Consider the following 17,318-nt stretch of genomic DNA (forward strand, 5'->3'; position numbering starts at 1 on the left):
CCTGATCCATCGCGAGCAGCGCGGAGCCGAAAATATTCCGGTCCTGGTTGACCATGCGCTTGATATCGCGTTCCATGAATCCGCGCCGGTGGAGACGTTCATACAGCATGTTCACCATGTCGGGAACCAGCGGACTGTTGCGGCTGTTATGGACCTCGAAACTGTCCGGATCGCTGACGCCCAGTTCGATAAGCTGTTGGCGAACACGATCATCGCGGCCGACAAGAACCGGCGTGCCATAACCGCCATCGCGGAACTGGATCGCGGCCCGCAATACAACGGCTTCTTCGGCTTCGGCGAATATGACGCGTTTCGGCGACAGGCGGCAGGCTTCGTAAGCCTGGGTAAGAACCGATGTGGTCGGATTGAGTCGCGCCTTCAGGCTCTGCCGGTAGGCGTCGAGATCCTCGATCGGCTTCTGGGCCACACCGCTATCCATGGCCGCTTTGGCCACGGCGGCGGACACCACGTCCATCAGGCGCGGGTCAAAAGGTGCCGGAATGATATATTCGACGCCAAAGCTCGGTGCTTTTCCGCCATAAGCGGCCGCCACTTCTTCCGGAACCTGCTCGCGCGCCAGCTCGGCAATCGCATGCGCTGCCGCCACTTTCATTTCCTCGTTGATCCGGGTCGCGCGGACATCCAGCGCCCCACGGAAGATGAAGGGGAAGCCGATGACATTATTGACCTGGTTGGGATAGTCGGACGCCCGGTGGCGATAATCGCGTCGGGACGCGCGGCCTTGGCATCGGGCGGGGTGATTTCCGGATCGGGATTGGCCATGGCGAAGATGATTGGCTGCGGCGCCATATCCTTGACCATTTCCGGCTTCAGGGCTCCGGCTGCGGACAGGCCGAGGAAAACGTCGGCACCGGACAGCGCGTCGGTCAGCGTCCTGTCATCGGTATCGATCGCATGGGCGGATTTCCACTGGTCGACATCGTCGCGACCGCGATAGATCACACCGGTCCTGTCACACATGGTCAGATTGTCATGCGGTACGCCGAGGCTCTTGATCAGCGATGCACAGGCGATGGCAGCGGCGCCCGCGCCATTGACGACAACCTTGATATCCTCGATCTTGCGATCGGTCAGCAGGCAGGCGTTGATGAGCCCGGCGGCGGCGATGATCGCGGTGCCGTGCTGGTCATCGTGGAACACCGGAATATTCATCCGGTCGCGCAAAGTCTGCTCGATGATGAAACAGTCAGGCGCGGCAATATCTTCCAGATTGATGCCGCCAAAGCTGGGTTCCATGAGCTGGACGGCATTGATAAATGCGTCTGCGTCCTCGGTGTCGAGCTCCAGATCGATCGAATCGACATCGGCGAAGCGCTTGAACAGGACGGCCTTGCCTTCCATCACGGGCTTGGCAGCCAGCGCGCCGAGATTGCCGAGGCCAAGAATTGCGGTGCCGTTGGAAATGACTGCGACCAGATTGCCTTTGGCGGTATAATCGTAGGCCTTTGAGGGGTCTTCGGCGATGGCACGGACCGGAACGGCAACACCGGGCGAATAGGCGAGGCTGAGATCGCGCTGGGTCGCCATCGGCTTGGAGGCAATGATCTCGATTTTCCCTGGGCGACCGTGGGAGTGAAACAGCAGAGCTTCCCGTTCGGAAAATTCTAGATCATTATCGTTCTGGTCGGCCAAATTTTGTCTCCGCATAGCTGTGGTCGGCGCGATTGTGCCGATCGAACGTTCAGGTTCCGCTCGGGACCTACTCTTTTTGTCCCTGAGCCGCAATATCAAGTAAAAATCAATAGGATGCGATCGCTACTCTTTTATGTCCAGCCGCAGTCCGCTATCGCAGGCCCATGGCAATCCAGACTCGGGACAAAGCAGAAAATAAGGCAAAAGACAGCGCGCCGAAAGGGGCCAAGGTCACGCCGATGATGGAGCAATATTTCGGTCTGAAGGAAAAGGCCGGCGATTGTCTGCTTTTCTACCGGATGGGCGACTTTTTCGAGCTGTTTTACGAGGATGCAAAGCTGGCTGCGGCAGCGCTGGATATCGCGCTGACCTCGCGCGGTAAAAATGCCGGGGATTCCATTCCCATGTGCGGCGTACCCGTACATTCGGCGGAAGGCTATCTGGCGAAGCTGATCCGGTCCGGGTTCAAGGTGGCGATCGCCGAACAGACAGAAACCCCGGCCGAGGCCAAAGCGCGCGGCGGCTACAAGGCCTTGGTCGCGCGGGACATCATCCGCTATGTGACCGCAGGCACCCTGACCGAAGATAATCTGCTCGATGCGCGCAGCGACAATATGCTGGTGGCGCTGGCCGAGGTGCAGGGCGAGATCGGACTCGCCGCGGCAGATATTTCGACCGGCAATTTCGAACTGGCGACGATTTCTGACGATGCGCTCGATGCCGAACTGGCGCGGATCGCGCCATCGGAAATCATCTGTCCTCCATCATTACTGCCGCGGCTGCACAAGGCAACCGGCTGGGCCAAAGACAATTTTGACAGCGGCCGGGCGGAAAAACGGCTGCGCGAGCATTTCGGTGTGGCGACGCTGGACGGAATGGGCGAGTTTTCGCGGGCCGAACTGGCCACCGCCGGCGGTCTGGTCGCCTATGTCAACCATGTGTCGCAAGGCCATGCTCCCTATCTGCATCCGCCGAAACGGCGCGAAACGCGGGAGTTTCTCTCGATCGATGGACCAACCCGGGCGAGTCTGGAGATTGACCGGACGCTGGCCGGCGGACGCGAGGGCAGTCTGCTCCACGCGATTGACCGGACGGTTACCCCCGCCGGGGCCCGCTTGCTGGCGCGCGATCTGTCCGCGCCCCTTTTGCCGAACAGCCGATCAACCGGAGGCTTGGGCTGGTGCAATGGTTCCACGACGGGTCGGCGATCCGCGACGATGTCCGCACCGAGTTGAAGGCGCTACCCGATATCGGCCGGGCGCTTGGCCGTGTGTCGGCCGGCCGGGGCAGTCCGCGCGATCTCGGGCAGATTCGCGATGGCCTTGCCGGCGCGCGGGTGTTGCGCGAGCGGCTGGCGCTGGTGGCGGGTCTGCCGGAATTGCTCGACAATATCCTGCCCGCGCTCGACGGCCATGGCGCATTGGTCGACCTGCTGGAACAAGCGCTGGTCGAGACGCCGCCGACCGAAATGGCCAATGGTGGCTATATTGCGACGGGGTTCGATCCCGCGCTGGATGAGTTGCGCAGCGCCGGTTCCGACGGTCGCCAGGCGATTGCCACGCTCGAAGCACGCTATCGCGAGGCGACGGGCATCAACACACTGAAGATCAAGCATAATGCCGTGCTCGGCTATTTTATCGAGGTGCCCGCCCGCCATGGCGACAGCCTGATGGCTGAAAATTCGGGTTTCACCCATCGCCAGACGCTCGCCGGGGTGGTGCGCTTCAACTCGACGGACCTGCACGAAGAGGCGGTGCGCGTGTCGCAGGCCGGAGCCCATGCGTTGGCCGCCGAGGCCGCGCATTTCGAAGAACTGGTCGGCAGGGTGCTGGCCCGCAAGCAGGAAATTGGCGAAAGCGCCGACGCGCTGGCCCGGATCGATGTCTCCGCCGCGCTCGCCGAACGCGCCGCCGAGGGGCAGTGGTGCCGCCCCGAATTTGTCGATGGCAATATGCTCGATATTCAGGCTGGCCGCCATCCGGTGGTGGAAGCGGCGCTGTTGGCCAAGGGCGAGGCCTTTGTCGCCAATGATTGTGCGCTTGCCAATGACGAGCGTCTGTGGCTGGTTTCCGGTCCCAATATGGGCGGTAAATCAACCTTCCTCCGGCAAAATGCGCTGATCGTGATTCTTGCTCAAGCTGGCGGTTTCGTTCCGGCAGCGTCCGCGAAGCTCAGCCTTGTCGACCGGCTGTTCAGCCGCGTCGGGGCTTCGGACAATCTGGCGCAGGGCCGCTCGACCTTCATGGTCGAAATGGTCGAAACCGCCGCAATCCTGTCGCAGGCGACCGAGAAAAGCTTCGTCATACTCGACGAGGTGGGCAGGGGCACCTCGACCTATGACGGGCTGGCGCTGGCTTGGGCTGTGGTCGAGGCGGTGCACGAAACCAATCGCTGCCGCTGCCTGTTTGCCACCCATTATCATGAACTGACCCGGCTGGCCGACCGGCTCGACGCGCTGTCGCTGCACCATGTGCGCGCGCGTGAGTGGAAGGGCGATCTGGTGCTGCTGCACGAACTGGCGAAAGGCCCGGCGGACAGAAGCTATGGCCTGGCGGTGGCGAAGCTCGCGGGCATCCCCAAACCGGTGCTCAACCGCGCCAAGGCGGTGCTCGACAAGCTGGAGGCCGGCAAGGCAGAAACCGGCGGACTGGCCGCCGGTCTTGGCGATTTGCCGCTTTTCGCCGCGAGCCTCGCGGAAGGAGAAGAAAAATCCGACGGTTTGCGGGAGGCGCTGGGTGCGATAGACGTAGACGCGCTGTCCCCGCGCGAGGCGCTCGACCAGCTTTACGCCCTGAAGGCGCAGCTCGAACAGGAATGATGAAATGAAAAAGTGGATCGTGATCTTGTTGGCCGTGGCGATTATCGGCGGCGGAGCCTTCGTCTACAACACGCGCAGCGCCAATGCCGAGCCGCTTGAGATCGGTGTTACGGCCCCGGATTTCACGACGACCGGTGCGCTGGCCGGCGAGGAATTCCAATTTTCGCTGTCCGAAAAGCTGAAAGACGGTCCGGTGGTGCTTTATTTCTTTCCCAAGGTCTTTACCGAGGGCTGCACGATCGAAGCCAATATGTTCGCCGAAGCCACAGCCGAATTCAACGCTGCGGGGGCTACCGTGATCGGGATGTCCGGCGATGATATCGAGGGTTTGAAAAATTCTCCATCTCCGAATGCCGCAACAAGTTTGCGGTTGCCCGCGCCGATGACCAGATCATCAACGGCTATCAGGTCCGCATGGCACCGGGGCTCGCAATGACCAACCGGACGAGCTATGTCATCGACCAGCAGGGCAAAATCGCCTTTGTCCACAGCGCGACAAAGCCGCACGGCCATGTTGCCGGCACGCTGGAAATAGTCAAAGCACTGGCCAAAGCCGATTAAATACTTGCATTTGCCGCAAGGCTAGACTGAAAGATGCCCATGACCGATCACGCACCCGATCCCGCCATGCTCGCAAAAGCGGAAACGCTCACCGATGCCTTGCCTTATCTGCAACGCTATGCGGGCAAGACCTTTGTCGTCAAATATGGCGGCCATGCCATGGGCGATGCTACGCTGGCGCGCAATTTCGCGCAGGATATCGTGCTGCTCAAGGCGGTCGGGATCAACCCGGTGGTCGTGCACGGCGGCGGACCGCAAATCGGTGCGATGCTGGCACGGGTCGGCGTCGAGAGCGAATTTGTCGACGGGCTGCGGGTTACCACGAAGGAAACCGCGGAAATCGCGGAAATGGTACTCTCCGGCGCGATCAACAAGGAACTGGTCAGCTGGATCGGCCAGGCCGGCGGCAGCGCCATCGGCATTTCCGGCAAGGACGGCGGTTTTGTCAAGGCGTCCAAGCTGCGCCGCACCAATCGCGATCCGGACAGCAATATCGAACGGATCATCGATCTCGGCTATGTCGGCGAGCCCAGAAGAGTGGATCGCAGCGTGGTCGACCGGATTTCCGCTGCCGGGATGATCCCGGTCATCGCGCCAATCGGCGTGGGTGACGATGGCGCAACCTATAATATCAACGCCGACACCATGGCCGGAGCCGTGGCCTCGGCTCTGCGCGCAGCGCGGCTGTTCCTGCTGACCGACGTCCCGGGCGTGCTCGACAAGCAGGGCGAATTGCTGACCGATCTCGACCCGACCAAGATCCAGGCTCTGGTGGATGAAGGCACCATCACCGGCGGCATGATTCCAAAGCTCGAGACCTGTGTGAAAGCGGTTCAGGAAGGCGTCGATGCGGCGGTTATCCTCGATGGCCGGATTCCGCACGCGATGCTGCTGGAAATCTTCACCAGCAGGGCGCGGGTACACTGGTGCGGGATGATTTCGATACGGTTGATTAAACCGCTCGCTGTCCTATATATGTGATACAGCAATTTTCTGGCGGAATCCGTGACAAATCACTGGCCGCTCTACCAGATTATCGATAAAGGGGCCGCCATGGCATTCGCAATTCTTCAAATCATCTCCATCCTGCTCAACGTGGCGATAACCGTCATCATCGTGCAGGCGATCATGAGCTGGCTGCTCGCGTTCAATGTGATCAATCTGCAAAATGATATCGCCCGGGCGATCTGGACCACGCTCGATGCGCTGACCGCGCCGATCTACCGGCCGATCCGGCGGATCATGCCGGACTTCGGAGCCATTGATCTGACCCCGATGGTTGTGATCATCGGTATCATCATATTGCAGGATGCAATCCTGCCCCCGATAGCCCAGGCTCTGCTCGGTTGACCGCAGCACAGATCATTGACGGCAAGGCTTTCGCCGCCGGCCTGCGTGAACGGATCAGGGAGGCCGTACCCGCCTTTGTGAAACAGGCAGGGCGCGCACCGGGACTGGCCGTGGTGCTGGTCGGCGAGGACCCCGCCAGCCAGGTCTATGTTGCCTCCAAGCACAAGGCGACCATCGCCGCCGGCATGGAAAGTTTCGAACACCGTCTGCCCGCCAATGTCGCCCAGGACGACCTGATCGCACTGGTCGAGCAGCTGAACGCCGATGACACCGTGGACGGCATATTGGTGCAATTGCCGCTGCCCGAAGGTCTCGATGAAAAAGCCGTGGTCATGGCGATCGATCCGGACAAGGATGTCGACGGCCTGCATGTGATCAACGCCGGCCGGCTGGCCAATGGCGAGGACGCGATGATCCCGTGCACACCGCTCGGCAGTCTCATGCTGCTGAAAGATACATTGGGCGACCTCACCGGGCTGGACGCCGTGGTCGTTGGCCGCTCGATATTGGTCGGCAAGCCGATGGCGCAGCTGCTGCTTGGTGAAAATTGCACCGTCACCATGGCGCATAGCCGGACCCGGGACCTTCCCGACGTCGTCCGCCGCGCCGATATTGTCGTGGCTGCCGTCGGCCGGGCCGAGATGGTCAAGGGTGACTGGCTGAAAGACGGCGCCGTGGTTATCGATGTCGGTATCAACCGGCTCGCCCCGGAACCGGGCAAGGACAAGGGGCGTCTGGTTGGCGATGTCGCCACCGCCGAAGCCATGGATCATGTCCGGGCCATTACCCCGGTACCGGGAGGGGTTGGCCCGATGACCATTGCAGTGCTATTGCGCAATACGCTGGTCGCCGCATCCGCGCGCGCCGGACTGGAGAAACCGGAGGGTCTGTAATGCGCCTGTTTGCCGCGATCGGAATTGCACTGATGCTTTCGAGCTGTGCCAGCGGCGGCGGGCGTCTCAACGACCGGGAACGTTACAACCGGGTCATTGGAAAGCCGGTCGCAATCCCAGCGCCATCGTCAAGGCGGAGCTGTCCTTTGCCAGGCTGGCGCAGGAAAAGGGCCAGTGGACGGCATTTCGCGACACCGCCGCCGACGAGGCGATCATGTTCACCCCCGATCTGGTCAATGCGCAGCAATGGCTGAAGGGCAAGGCCGATCCGGCGCAAGCCGTCACCTGGCAGCCGCATAAAATCTACATGTCCTGCGACGGCAGCATCGGTGTATCCACCGGCGCCTGGCAAAGCGCGAGCGGAGCCACCGGCCATTTTACCACCATCTGGCATCAGGAAAATTTCGGCAATCGCAAGCCGGGCAAGGATGTGGAATGGAAATGGATATTCGATGATGGCGTACCGCTGGCTGCGCCGCTGGCGGAGCCCGACTATGTCGAAACCGAGGTCGCTTCGTGCAAAGCGGGGACTGCCGCAGCCTTTCCGCCTGCAGGGCCATCAGACAGAGGCAGGGGCGGGGCATCCGCCGATGGCAGCCTGATCTGGAACGCGTCGTCTGTTGATGGCGGCGGGCGCATCGTTTTGTCGACCTTGCTGAGGATGACGGCAGCTTCAAGCGCGTGCATGAATATAAGGTCGACGCACCGGCATCATGATCGAACTCTTCATCTCCGCCTTCATCACTTTTTCGTGGTGATCGATCCGCCCGGCTGCGCACCGATCTACGCCAGCTTGACCAGCAGCGCGCCACCGCGCGACCGCCGTGTCATGGCCATCCGCGCCATATTCGTTGCCGCGATCATATTGTTGGTTTTCGCCCTGTTCGGCGAGCAGATGCTGAGCGCGCTCGGCATCAGTCTCGACAGTTTCCGTATCGCCGGCGGCATCATGCTGTTCCTGATCGCGCTGGAAATGGTGTTCGAGAAACGCACCGAACGGCGCGAGGACCGGGCGCAGGAGATTATCGAGCAGCCCGAGATCGAGGATGTCTCGATCTTCCCCATGGCCATGCCGATGATCGCCGGACCGGGATCAATTGCCGCAGTGATGCTGCTGACATCCCAGCACGACGGCATCGACAATGCGCTGGTCATTCTTGGCGCCCTCGGCTCGGTGCTGTTGCTGACGCTTTTCGGACTGATCGCGGCCGGACCATTGATGCGGATATTGGGCAACAAGGTCGAGGCGGTGATCACCCGGGTGCTTGGTGTGCTGCTCGGCGCGCTCGCCGTGCAATTTGTGGTCGACGGGCTGAACGCCAGTTTCTGACGGTTGTTTCACGCATCCCGTGGCCAGCCGTTCATCCGGTATTTCCTATTGCCGACGGCTCCCAAGTCGTTCTTGCCGGGCTGTCTGCCGGGAAGCGCGCTCGATGATGCGTGGGCTTCCCGGTCACTGGTTGATCACACCGGCCTGCAGCAATACCTGAAAGGCGCGTTCGGCCAGTATCGGATTGGTGATCAGGCGCTTGAGCAATTGCTCTTGGCTTTCGTCACTTGCGTTGCCATAGGTGGCAACCAGCCGGTCCCACGATTCCCGCGAATCCTCGATCCGACCGTTTTCGCATAAACCATGGCCATGGCGATATCATAATAGGGTCCGACGCCGGTGCTCGACGGGATGATTCTCTCTGCGACTTCCAGCGCCTGCCTGTCCTTGCCCTCTGCCATCAGGGTCAGCACCAGAGCGGTTTCCGCAACCAGTGACCCGCGAGGATCGAGCGCGATCGCCCGTCTAAGATACTGGGTTCCGTCAGGGTCGCCGCACGCGAACAGGAAGGCCCCGGTCTGGGCCTGAATCGTTGCTTCATACGGGTCCAGTGCCGCGGCCTTTTCTGCGAATTCCTTTCCCCGAATGCAATTGCCGTTGAAAAAGCTCGACCTGGCCAGCGCGAAATTTGCCGATGCATTTTCGCGACCGCGAACCATCGCCCGGCGGGCATATTCCAGCCCTTGCTCGGGATTGGGGTCCCGGCCCGTCGCCTCTTTGCGCAAAAGGAAATGAACGAGGCCGCGGCGAGAATCTGGCTGTCAAAAGGATCTGCCACTAGCGATTTCTCGATGCAGGACTCGACCACCGGCAATTGGTCGGGGTCGCGGTTGGCCCGATAGCTTTCGAACCGGAGCAGGCAGGGATAGCCGATCATGGCATTGTCCGGCAGACGTTTGCGCTGGTCGGTCGCGATCAATCCGTAAATGCTGGTGATCCGGCTCGATATCGGACCGAGCTTTTCGGGATAGTCCGCCGGAGAATCCGGCAGTGCGATCGTCGCTGACCAGATGGTCTCGTTCTGGATCAACGAGGTCAGCAGGAATTTTATCTCCGGACCGCTCGGCCCGGCAACGATCTTGCTTTCGAACAGATATGCATTCTGTCCCTTTACCGAGGCAATGTCCGGGCCGCCGGCCGCCGCCAGCCGCACTTGCGAGGAACGGGCAAAGGCGTCTTCGAAAAACTGCTGGATCTCGACAGACATGTCGCTGCCGACAACGCCGGCCTCGGCCGGTGACGCGGCAATATAGATTTTCGGGGGCAAAGTCTCGTTATCCGATGTCATCGCGGGGCCCGAGGCGTCCGGGTTGGACGAGTTCATCAACCAGATCAGGCCGGCCGCAGCGATCAGCAATATGGCCGACAAGCCGATGAGAGTCAGCCGGTTGTTGAACCAGCGATCGCGAACGGGATCGACCGGCGGCGGGCTATCGCGATCGGCGTCGCCGGGTCCGGCCTCCGGTGCGGCGTTATTCTGCTCGGCTCGCACCGTATGATCGTCGGTTGCAATCTCAACGGCATAATGGCCGATCGGGATGTGCAGGCGTGTCGCGCTGTGATGCGCATTATAATATGTGCCGAGCATCTTGCGCAGCCGGCCGACCTGAACGCGGGGATAGCTGTCGGCCTGAACGTCAAAATCCTCGGTGCGGCCGAGTCCGTCCACGGCGACCTGATAGGCTTTCGGCGGATTGCCAGGATTGGAAATCGCCTCTTCGACCAGATAGCTCAACAGTTGCGACATGACCGGTGAACGGATGAAATCCGGTGATTGCAGCAAAGTGTGGGTTTCCGCGCGGAGCAGCCTCGCGCGTTGCTCATCGGAAATTGGTGAGGCCATTATCCCGGTCTCCCTTTGTTTGCAATACTATCAGATACTGCCGGAAACTGCACGATACTTATATTTACAGATCGAAATTTCACTGGAACGATACCCAGTCGCGCAGGCTGATCCAGCCTTCGCTGCCAACGATGATATGATCGTGCACGGTCAGCCCGAGTTCCTTTGCTGCCTTCAGCAGCCTGCGGGTCGCGTCGATGTCGCCTTCGCTGGGGTCCGGATCGCCCGACGGATGGTTATGCGCGAGGATCAGCGCCGATGCGTCGACGGCGAGCGCCCGTTTCAAGATTTCCCGGGGATAGATGGGGGCTTCGGAAATCGTGCCTCTGCTGACGACTTCATCACAGATCAGCCGGTTCTTGCTGTCCAGAAACAATACCCGCACTTCCTCCACTGGAAGGCGCGCCATGGCGACAATCAGATATTCGATCACGTCATCGGCCTTGGACAGGCAAATGCGGTCCAGCATCTTGTCCCTGGAAGACACGAGCATCGCCTCGCGCACCAGCGATATTATGGCCTGGGCAGGCGCGCTTTTGGCGGGCCGGGATTCGGAATGCAGGACCGCCCCGATAGAGCCGAATTCGGCAATCAGGGCTGCGGCGACCGCAGATGCATTGTCTATTTTGCAAGTTGGAAAAGTCGCTCCAGGATCTGTCGACCCCGTACCGCCGAAGACGTTGCTGATGACGGTAAGTGCCCATCGCCAGAACAATCAGCATCGGATAGGCCCAGAAAGCCACTATTACGTAATACGCTTGCGGAAGAAGTTCCGGAATAATCATCAGGGGAATATGAGAGAGCACTTGAATTACCTGCATGGAACATAGCCATAACGTCCAGTATCTTTCTGCATACAAGGCCAGTCCAATGAAGGCGGCCAACATTGCCATATCACTAATCAAAATACCGATTTCGGGCTGCGAGAATCGGAGGTTTGAAAGGGCGGCCGCGATCATCGACAATGCCACACCGACGATGAAGACAATCACGGCCCTTCTTTCGGGCTGCCCACCTTTGACTGTCGAATAAATACAGACGACCGCCAAGAGGGAGAAGAAGAATTCGATCCGGCCCATTATCTCTCAACCGGACCAAATAATCTTGGTGCGGTCAAGATTTGCCTGTATTTTTCAGGCGTTTTCGACAATGCGGAGCGGAGCTGATGTCTCGGCGCTGCCCGATGTAGGGTTCGGCGGGCATTCGGCAAAATCGCCCCAACTGACAGTGCGCAATCCGGCTTCTTCACGATCCGCGACAAGATGCCCATGTGCATCTACCACGTCGCGGTAGCACCGGGCCGTTCTCGCTGCAGCGGCGATCAGCTTTTCCGAAGCATCCATTCCTGCAGTCAACGAAAAACGCGTTCCGGGGGCCATGCGGGCAGCGGCGATACTGCTCATCAATTCTCCCATCTGGACCATGGTCAGATTGAGGGATTTCTCGACCTCATGGATTTTTGTGGCGATGGGGCGGGCGGCTTCAATACGTTGCTTCAACATGTAACTCTCCGGACGCCGGGGGAGGCCGGCGCTTACTAGTGACAAAACATGCAGAGATTAGTTCGAACCCAGCAACCTGCTCACGACTATTGCGGCGAGGCAGACGAAGGCAAATGCAAAGGCGAGTTTGACCGACAAGTCGGCAATTGCCCAGATTCGCGCTCCCTTGCTCAGATCGTTACCAGTTTCTCCCTGCTTGCGGAACGGCACCGAGAGCAGCGAGCCTGACAAAGTGGAATAAGACTGATAAGCCGATTGCACTTCCCTGACCCGGTCCGGTGACGCTGCCTGTTGTCCAGGCAAGGGATAAACTGCGTCGGAATGCGGCTTTTGCACAATCCCAATATTCTTGGGTACAAAAATTTGGGTGCCAGACCTTCGTGATCGGCAAGCATCCGGGCCGCCGCCTTGCTGCTGGTCACTTGCAGCTTTTGCCGTGCAGACCGCAGGCGTTCGTTTATGACATTGGGGGTTACGCCGACCTCCTGGGCCGCGGTTTTCGCGTCATGGCCGAGCAAAAGCAGGTGAAGAACCTGCTTCTCTTTCTCGTTCAGATTATCGCAACGGGCTATGGTCATATGTCAATCTTATGTCAGGGGCGATCATTTGGCAAAAAGAATGGTCCACTTGTTTGCTAACTGTCCGATCTCATTGGGTAACAAATATATTTCATCAGGTTAAGAAGGGGTAAAATTCTCTGTTACCGCTACAAAGCGTAAATGAAATTCGATAATTTACAATTAACTCCGTCGGATTCCTGCCGGTTGGCCGAGGGTAACATTAACTTGTTACATCCACGCGACCGGTGACACGGGTTGAAACTCATGCATATCCTGCGAGCCCCCCATATTCCTACCTGTTCGGCAAGAAGCCCTTGGCGACGACCTGACTTGGAACGGCTGCACGACGATTCCGGTTTCCGGAATTCCGATCTGCCCGCTGCTGGAAGGGCGTCGTTTGGAGCGAAAGGAATATTCTGGTCAATATTTCTTCGCTGCAATGGGTTTCCGAGCCAGTTTGGAAGAAGCTATTGCACCCGCTATGCTTTTTCGGACTTTCAAATCCGGGTTGATCCATCGCCTCCCATGATTGGATCAACCCGGAGATGATTTTTCGGTTCATGATGGAACCAATGTTTTGGGTGGCGTTTGGTAGTTTAGAGTAGTGTAAAGATTGTAAACGTTATGATTAAGTTCCAACGCAGGGCGCTGAGCAAGAGAGAGAAAGAGCTATTTCTCGGGAATCTGGTGACCTGGGGATCTCTCTTATCTGCCGTGGCTCTTGCGATCGCTCTCGTCCCCGTCAGCGCGGCGGAAGGCGATCATAATGCAATGACCTCCAGTGTCGAGGCCGTCCCTCTGGACCTGTACAGCAAACAGGGCTGACGCCCGGGCGCGTTCCGCGCGAAATCTCTTGGAAACAAATCTTCGGTTATATATCGAACCGCGGCTATCCAGCTGCATTCAGAATCTACGCGCTTCCTCCACCAGCATGACCGGGATACCGTCGCGAATCGGATAGGCCAGCCCGGCCGCCTCGCTGATCAGCTCGCCCGCCTCTGCATCATGCACGAGCGCCGTCCGGGTCACCGGACAGACGAGTATCTTCAGCAATTCCGGATCAATACTCCGAATTCCGGTGCCAGCGGGCTGGCTCTGTCCCGCCCGATCACTCATTGCAACGTGACCCGGTCATCATCGCCGTCCTGGCGTCCGAAAACTGCAACAGCTGGATGATCAGTTCGGCCCGATTCGCCAGTCCGTCCACTTCGAGCAGGGCCTGTTTTGAGGCCGCATCGAAAGGTGCGATCTGGGCAATGCCGTTTACGAACGCCATGTCGTCGAGCCGGCCGATGCTGTCCCAGTCCACCTGATAGCCCTGGAGCTCGGCAAATTTGCGTGATTCGATCTCGAGCGCGGCGCGTTCGGCGCTGGCCAGCACCTCGTCCTTTTCCAGATCATCCTCGATTTCCGCCCGGACCTGGCGGAATGCCGTGGACGCATCGATCTCTTCGACAATCCGGAAACGGGCGACGCCTTCCAGAACGACGTTGAACCGTCCGTCGTCGAGCGCCTCGATATCGATAATCTTGCCGAGGCAGCCGACGTTGAACAGGGCAGGGTGATTGCCGGCTTCCTTGGGCTGGATCATGCCGATCTGCCGGTCCCGCGCCATCGCATCATTGATAAGCGCGCGGTAGCGTTCCTCGAATATGTGCAGAGGCAGATGCATGCCGGGAAACAATAGCGCCCCGGCCAGCGGGAAAATCGAGAGCCTTTTGGTTTCGCTCATCCGAACAGCACGGCGCTGAGCTTGCGGCGGGTTGCCGCAACCCATTCATCCTCAAGGCCGACCATTTCGAACAGGGACAGCAGTTTCTGCCGCGCGGCGCCTTCGTTCCAGTCCTTGTCTGCGGCGATGATGGTCAGCAGATGCTCTGCCGCCGCGTCATGGTCGCCGGTGGCGATCAGCGCACTGGCAAGGTCGAATCGGGCCTGGTGGTCCTTGTCATTGGCGGCCACGGCAGCCTCCAGCGCTTCCAGAGCGCCTTCGTCGGGCTTGTCTTTTGCCAGTTGCAGCGTCGTCTGCGCCCGCTCGATCGCCGGGTCGCTGCGCAATTCTTCCGGCAGTCCGGCGAGCGCGGCTTCCGCCTGCTCTATATGGTCAGCGGCGACCAGCGCGCGAATCAGTCCGCCGACCGCTTCGACATTGTCGGGTGCCATGTCGGCGATCTGCGCGAAAACCCCGGCGGCGCGCTCGGCGTCGCCTTCGGCCAGTACTTCCTCACCCATGGCGAGCAGGGGCGCGATATCCTGTTTCGGCTCTTCGCCGCCGCCGACCGGTAATTGTCCGAGCAGCTGGTCCAGTGCGCCGGTCAGCTGGCTTTCCGAGCGGGCGCTGGTCAGGTCGGCCACCGGCTTGCCCTGGAAAATCGCGTAAACGGTCGGAATCGACTGCACCTGGAATTGCGCGGCAATGAATTTATTCTCGTCAACATTGATCTTGGCCAGCACCACGCCCTTGTCGGCATAAGCGGCGGCGACTTTCTCCAGCATCGGCGTCAGCGCCTTGCAGGGGCCGCACCATTCTGCCCAGAAATCGAGAATCACCAGCTTGTCCATGCTCGGCGTCACGACCTCGCGCTGGAAGACCTCTACCGCTTTCTGTTCTTCAACCGTCAGTCCTGCTGTTGCCACATCATGCTCCTGTTATAGCGCGGGACCAATGCCCGGACTCGCGCCCAAATCGTTTAACTTGTGCGCTTTATGTGGGGTGCGGGACGTTAATGCCAAGGATATTTTTGCATTTGTAGCGAACCAGTGTGTGATTGGGGCTTGCGGGGTATAAAAACCCATGCTAACCGCGCGCCTCAACTGCTGCTGACCAAGTGATTACCCGAGTGTCGCAGCAACGCCGAGCGGGCGTAGCTCAGGGGTAGAGCACAACCTTGCCAAGGTTGGGGTCGAGAGTTCGAATCTCTTCGCCCGCTCCAGTTTTCCGGTAAAAGCGAACATGCGGCGCATGTTTGCCCGAAAAACTCCCGACCGCAAGGGAGGGTGGGTCACCCAAATCTCCCGTAGCGCAATTGCCCTGCGAGTTTCCCATTCAAAAAATGGTAATCCGGCGGATTGTTATCCGGAAAACTTCCGGAACCAGGTAAAACGGGCTCGTCCAAATATCCTAGTCAATGCCCAGGGCCGCGAATCCCTCCTCGGTGAGTTTTATCTGCTTATCGCTGATCACCGGATAAGAGCGGATGAAAGTGTCGCGGTTCTTGCCGGGAAAACGGTGTTTGAACTCCTGCGCCAGTTTGCGGGCTTCCTCGCTGTGGCCGCCATGGTGCATGGTGACCATCATGCCGGCGACAATCTGCAGCGTCCGCTGCGGTGATTCGAGAATTTTTCGTGCCCAGACCACGGCTTCGTCATATTGGCCCAGCGCATTATAGGCCGCGACCATGACCGTCTGCATATGCACTTTCCAGGGTCCTGCGGGCTGAGACGCATCGCGATCCCCATATTCTCCAGAGCCCGTTCCGGCTGGCCGGACATCGCCTGGATGCTCGCCAGGCCGGAATAGGCAAGCGCAAAGCTGGGCGCCAGCGACTTGGCCGTCTCCAGATGCATCATTCCGGTGTCAATCTCGTGCAGGATCAAGTGCGACCGGGCCCGGATAAGATGGCAAAACGGGTCGAACGGGTCGAGATCGAGAGCGGTCTTGGCTTCCCGGCACATCAGCGCCGCGACCGGCCGTTCGTCATCAACCAGCTTCTGGAACAATTTCCAATATTGAATCTGCGCCAGTCCGGCATGCGCGCGGGCAAAGGTGGCGTCGCCCTCAATCGCGCGCCTGAAATGGATTTCCGCCTGGCCGTAATCCGGGCGATCATGATGAAATGCCTGTGACAGGCCGAGATGGAACTCCTCCCACGGCGAGATTTCGGCCGGCGTATTGAGCCGCATTTTCTCGATTTCATGCTGGGTGAGGCGGCCTTCGAGAGTGGCTGCGATGCGGGCTACGGTCTCCGCCCGCACCTCATGCAACGCCTCGACCAGCGTGGTGAGCTGGTCGGTCCAGATGACCGAATTGTCATGGGTGTCGGCAAGTTCGACCAGGATCACCAACTGGCCGGACTTGATTTCGATCATTCCGGACAGGCAATATTCGACTTTCAGGGACTGGCCGATTTCGCCGGGACTGGATTCGAAGGACGGAAAGCGGAAACAGGATCCGCGCGCGATCACCCGGACCCATCGCAGGCGGGACAGCGCGGTTATCATGTCATCGGGCAAGGCCGTCGCCACCGCTTCATGCCCCGACAGATCGCCGCGCCGGCTGAACGGCAAAATGGCGATAGTGGGCCTTCTCGATGAAGCGTCGCTTTTCTTCAGCGGCAGGGTTTCGCTGGTGACCTTCGTCTTGCTGGCGGCGCGGGTGATGGCACAGAGAATCCGGAAGCCTTCACCATGGACGGTACCGATGATCCTGTGCGGTCGCACCGTATCGCCCAACGCCTTGCGCAGCGCCTTCACCTGGCTCGAAAGCGCGGTTTCGGATATCGACCGGCCAAGCCAGATCACCGCATTGATCTGCGCCTTGGTCACCAGCCTGCCATCGGCTTTCACCAGCAGCAACAGCAGTTTCATCGCCTGTGGTTGCAGGGGGGCCGGCTCATCGTCCCTGGTAACTTCAAATCGGCCCTCGTCGACCAGAAATTCTGCGATATTATACTGCATATTGACCCTGATACTCGTCTAGGCAGGGTCCGGAAAAATCTCCAGACTATCCACGAAAAATCCAGAATTGGCCGCCGTTTTCTTATATTTCTCCGGCTATTCATAATCGCATTGAATATGAAAAACCAGTT

17 protein-coding genes, 1 tRNA gene and 5 pseudogenes are annotated in these 17,318 nt (G+C 59.5%); 9 read left to right on the top strand and 14 right to left on the bottom strand.

The annotated features are described in order from the left end of the window. Positions 1–1,668 (bottom strand): annotated as a pseudogene (locus C8024_RS00155) (phosphate acyltransferase); the annotation flags it as partial. A 224-nt stretch (positions 1,669–1,892) separates the two neighbouring features. Between C8024_RS00155 and mutS the strand changes: the two are divergent. From mutS to folD, 6 genes and pseudogenes are all read left to right on the top strand, one after another. Then, positions 1,893–4,471 (top strand): annotated as a pseudogene (gene mutS / locus C8024_RS00160) (DNA mismatch repair protein MutS). Positions 4,472–4,475: 4 nt separating this feature from the next. Beyond that, positions 4,476–4,907, top strand: coding sequence for a redoxin domain-containing protein (locus tag C8024_RS00165; RefSeq protein WP_367947072.1), 432 nt, complete (start codon positions 4,476–4,478; stop codon positions 4,905–4,907). Continuing rightward, positions 4,886–5,032 (top strand): hypothetical protein, encoded by a 147-nt coding sequence (locus C8024_RS22670; protein WP_367947073.1) that lies wholly within the window; start codon positions 4,886–4,888, stop codon positions 5,030–5,032. The genes C8024_RS00165 and C8024_RS22670 overlap by 22 nt, the downstream gene beginning before the upstream one ends. Positions 5,033–5,071: 39 nt before the next feature. After that, positions 5,072–6,013: an acetylglutamate kinase gene (gene argB, locus C8024_RS00170; protein ID WP_173202510.1), complete on the top strand. Its 942-nt coding sequence runs from the start codon at positions 5,072–5,074 to the stop codon at positions 6,011–6,013. 72 nt (positions 6,014–6,085) lie between these two features. After that, positions 6,086–6,382: a YggT family protein gene (locus C8024_RS00175; RefSeq protein ID WP_100095371.1), complete on the top strand. Its 297-nt coding sequence runs from the start codon at positions 6,086–6,088 to the stop codon at positions 6,380–6,382. Next, positions 6,379–7,275 carry a bifunctional methylenetetrahydrofolate dehydrogenase/methenyltetrahydrofolate cyclohydrolase FolD gene (gene folD / locus C8024_RS00180; RefSeq protein ID WP_173202511.1) on the top strand — a complete coding sequence of 299 codons (897 nt, stop codon included), beginning with the start codon at positions 6,379–6,381 and terminating at the stop codon, positions 7,273–7,275. The genes C8024_RS00175 and folD overlap by 4 nt, the downstream gene beginning before the upstream one ends. 82 nt (positions 7,276–7,357) lie before the next feature. Here the strand turns inward: folD and C8024_RS00185 are convergent, their stop codons facing one another. Then, entirely contained in the window at positions 7,358–7,573 is a 216-nt protein-coding gene (locus C8024_RS00185; RefSeq protein WP_173202512.1) for a hypothetical protein, read from the bottom strand. A 415-nt stretch (positions 7,574–7,988) separates the two neighbouring features. Between C8024_RS00185 and C8024_RS00190 the strand changes: the two are divergent. Further along, a pseudogene (locus C8024_RS00190) lies at positions 7,989–8,605 on the top strand (MarC family protein). A gap of 191 nt (positions 8,606–8,796) precedes the next feature. Here C8024_RS00190 and C8024_RS00195 read toward each other — a convergent pair. From C8024_RS00195 to C8024_RS22675, 7 genes and pseudogenes are all read right to left on the bottom strand, one after another. Further along, entirely contained in the window at positions 8,797–9,018 is a 222-nt protein-coding gene (locus C8024_RS00195) for a hypothetical protein (RefSeq protein ID WP_173202513.1), read from the bottom strand. Further along, positions 9,012–10,448 (bottom strand): hypothetical protein, encoded by a 1,437-nt coding sequence (locus tag C8024_RS00200; protein WP_173202514.1) that lies wholly within the window; start codon positions 10,446–10,448, stop codon positions 9,012–9,014. The genes C8024_RS00195 and C8024_RS00200 overlap by 7 nt, the downstream gene beginning before the upstream one ends. Positions 10,449–10,527: 79 nt before the next feature. Continuing rightward, entirely contained in the window at positions 10,528–10,917 is a 390-nt protein-coding gene (locus C8024_RS00205; protein ID WP_173202515.1) for a RadC family protein, read from the bottom strand. After that, positions 10,883–11,527, bottom strand: a complete 645-nt coding sequence (locus C8024_RS00210) for a hypothetical protein (RefSeq protein WP_173202516.1) — start codon at positions 11,525–11,527, stop codon at positions 10,883–10,885. The genes C8024_RS00205 and C8024_RS00210 overlap by 35 nt, the downstream gene beginning before the upstream one ends. A gap of 54 nt (positions 11,528–11,581) precedes the next feature. Further along, positions 11,582–11,947, bottom strand: a complete 366-nt coding sequence (locus C8024_RS00215; protein WP_173202517.1) for a hypothetical protein — start codon at positions 11,945–11,947, stop codon at positions 11,582–11,584. Positions 11,948–12,007: 60 nt separating this feature from the next. Beyond that, positions 12,008–12,253, bottom strand: coding sequence for a hypothetical protein (locus tag C8024_RS20615; RefSeq protein WP_254305411.1), 246 nt, complete (start codon positions 12,251–12,253; stop codon positions 12,008–12,010). A 149-nt stretch (positions 12,254–12,402) separates the two neighbouring features. Next, positions 12,403–12,528 (bottom strand): annotated as a pseudogene (locus C8024_RS22675) (hypothetical protein); the annotation flags it as partial. A 606-nt stretch (positions 12,529–13,134) separates the two neighbouring features. On the opposite strand from C8024_RS22675, the gene C8024_RS00225 reads away from it, so the two are divergent. Further along, positions 13,135–13,335 (top strand): hypothetical protein, encoded by a 201-nt coding sequence (locus C8024_RS00225; protein WP_100092502.1) that lies wholly within the window; start codon positions 13,135–13,137, stop codon positions 13,333–13,335. Positions 13,336–13,413: 78 nt separating this feature from the next. Here C8024_RS00225 and C8024_RS00230 read toward each other — a convergent pair whose 3' ends face one another. The 3 genes and pseudogenes from C8024_RS00230 to C8024_RS00240 form a co-directional block, all read right to left on the bottom strand. Then, on the bottom strand, positions 13,414–13,626 hold the full coding sequence (locus tag C8024_RS00230) for a Trm112 family protein (protein ID WP_173202519.1): 213 nt from the start codon (positions 13,624–13,626) through the stop codon (positions 13,414–13,416). After that, positions 13,623–14,242, bottom strand: a pseudogene (locus C8024_RS00235) (LON peptidase substrate-binding domain-containing protein). The gene C8024_RS00230 and the pseudogene C8024_RS00235 overlap by 4 nt, the downstream one beginning before the upstream one ends. Then, the gene (locus C8024_RS00240; protein ID WP_173202521.1) at positions 14,239–15,147 is read right to left on the bottom strand and encodes a tetratricopeptide repeat protein; all 909 of its coding nucleotides are present in this window, start codon (positions 15,145–15,147) and stop codon (positions 14,239–14,241) included. Before C8024_RS00240 ends, C8024_RS00235 begins: the two are co-directional and overlap by 4 nt. A 221-nt stretch (positions 15,148–15,368) precedes the next feature. On the opposite strand from C8024_RS00240, the gene C8024_RS00245 reads away from it, so the two are divergent. Further along, positions 15,369–15,443: transfer RNA gene (locus tag C8024_RS00245), tRNA-Gly, on the top strand. A gap of 188 nt (positions 15,444–15,631) precedes the next feature. Here the strand turns inward: C8024_RS00245 and C8024_RS00250 are convergent. Together C8024_RS00250 and C8024_RS00255 are read right to left on the bottom strand one after the other, a co-directional pair. Next, entirely contained in the window at positions 15,632–15,808 is a 177-nt protein-coding gene (locus C8024_RS00250) for a hypothetical protein (RefSeq protein WP_173202522.1), read from the bottom strand. Continuing rightward, complete coding sequence (locus C8024_RS00255) at positions 15,805–17,187, bottom strand: winged helix-turn-helix domain-containing protein (protein WP_173202523.1); 1,383 nt, start codon at positions 17,185–17,187, stop codon at positions 15,805–15,807. The genes C8024_RS00250 and C8024_RS00255 overlap by 4 nt, the downstream gene beginning before the upstream one ends. Between the last annotated feature and the right edge of the window lie 131 nt (positions 17,188–17,318).

The sequence above is a fragment of the Sphingopyxis sp. BSNA05 genome, assembly GCF_013265645.1.
In the GTDB taxonomy this organism is placed as follows: Bacteria; Pseudomonadota; Alphaproteobacteria; order Sphingomonadales; family Sphingomonadaceae; genus Parasphingorhabdus.

Bases quoted from the DNA above. Each gene is read 5' to 3' on its own strand.
- C8024_RS00165 (WP_367947072.1), top strand. From the start codon at position 4,476: ATGAAAAAGTGGATCGTGATCTTGTTGGCCGTGGCGATTATCGGCGGC.
- C8024_RS22670 (WP_367947073.1), top strand. From the start codon at position 4,886: ATGGCACCGGGGCTCGCAATGACCAACCGGACGAGCTATGTCATCGAC.
- argB (WP_173202510.1), top strand. From the start codon at position 5,072: ATGACCGATCACGCACCCGATCCCGCCATGCTCGCAAAAGCGGAAACG.
- C8024_RS00175 (WP_100095371.1), top strand. From the start codon at position 6,086: ATGGCATTCGCAATTCTTCAAATCATCTCCATCCTGCTCAACGTGGCG.
- C8024_RS00185 (WP_173202512.1), bottom strand. From the start codon at position 7,573: ATGCGGCTGCCAGGTGACGGCTTGCGCCGGATCGGCCTTGCCCTTCAG.
- C8024_RS00200 (WP_173202514.1), bottom strand. From the start codon at position 10,448: ATGGCCTCACCAATTTCCGATGAGCAACGCGCGAGGCTGCTCCGCGCG.
- C8024_RS00205 (WP_173202515.1), bottom strand. From the start codon at position 10,917: ATGCTGGACCGCATTTGCCTGTCCAAGGCCGATGACGTGATCGAATAT.
- C8024_RS00210 (WP_173202516.1), bottom strand. From the start codon at position 11,527: ATGGGCCGGATCGAATTCTTCTTCTCCCTCTTGGCGGTCGTCTGTATT.
- C8024_RS00225 (WP_100092502.1), top strand. From the start codon at position 13,135: ATGATTAAGTTCCAACGCAGGGCGCTGAGCAAGAGAGAGAAAGAGCTA.
- C8024_RS00230 (WP_173202519.1), bottom strand. From the start codon at position 13,626: ATGAGTGATCGGGCGGGACAGAGCCAGCCCGCTGGCACCGGAATTCGG.
- C8024_RS00250 (WP_173202522.1), bottom strand. From the start codon at position 15,808: ATGATGGTCACCATGCACCATGGCGGCCACAGCGAGGAAGCCCGCAAA.
- C8024_RS00255 (WP_173202523.1), bottom strand. From the start codon at position 17,187: ATGCAGTATAATATCGCAGAATTTCTGGTCGACGAGGGCCGATTTGAA.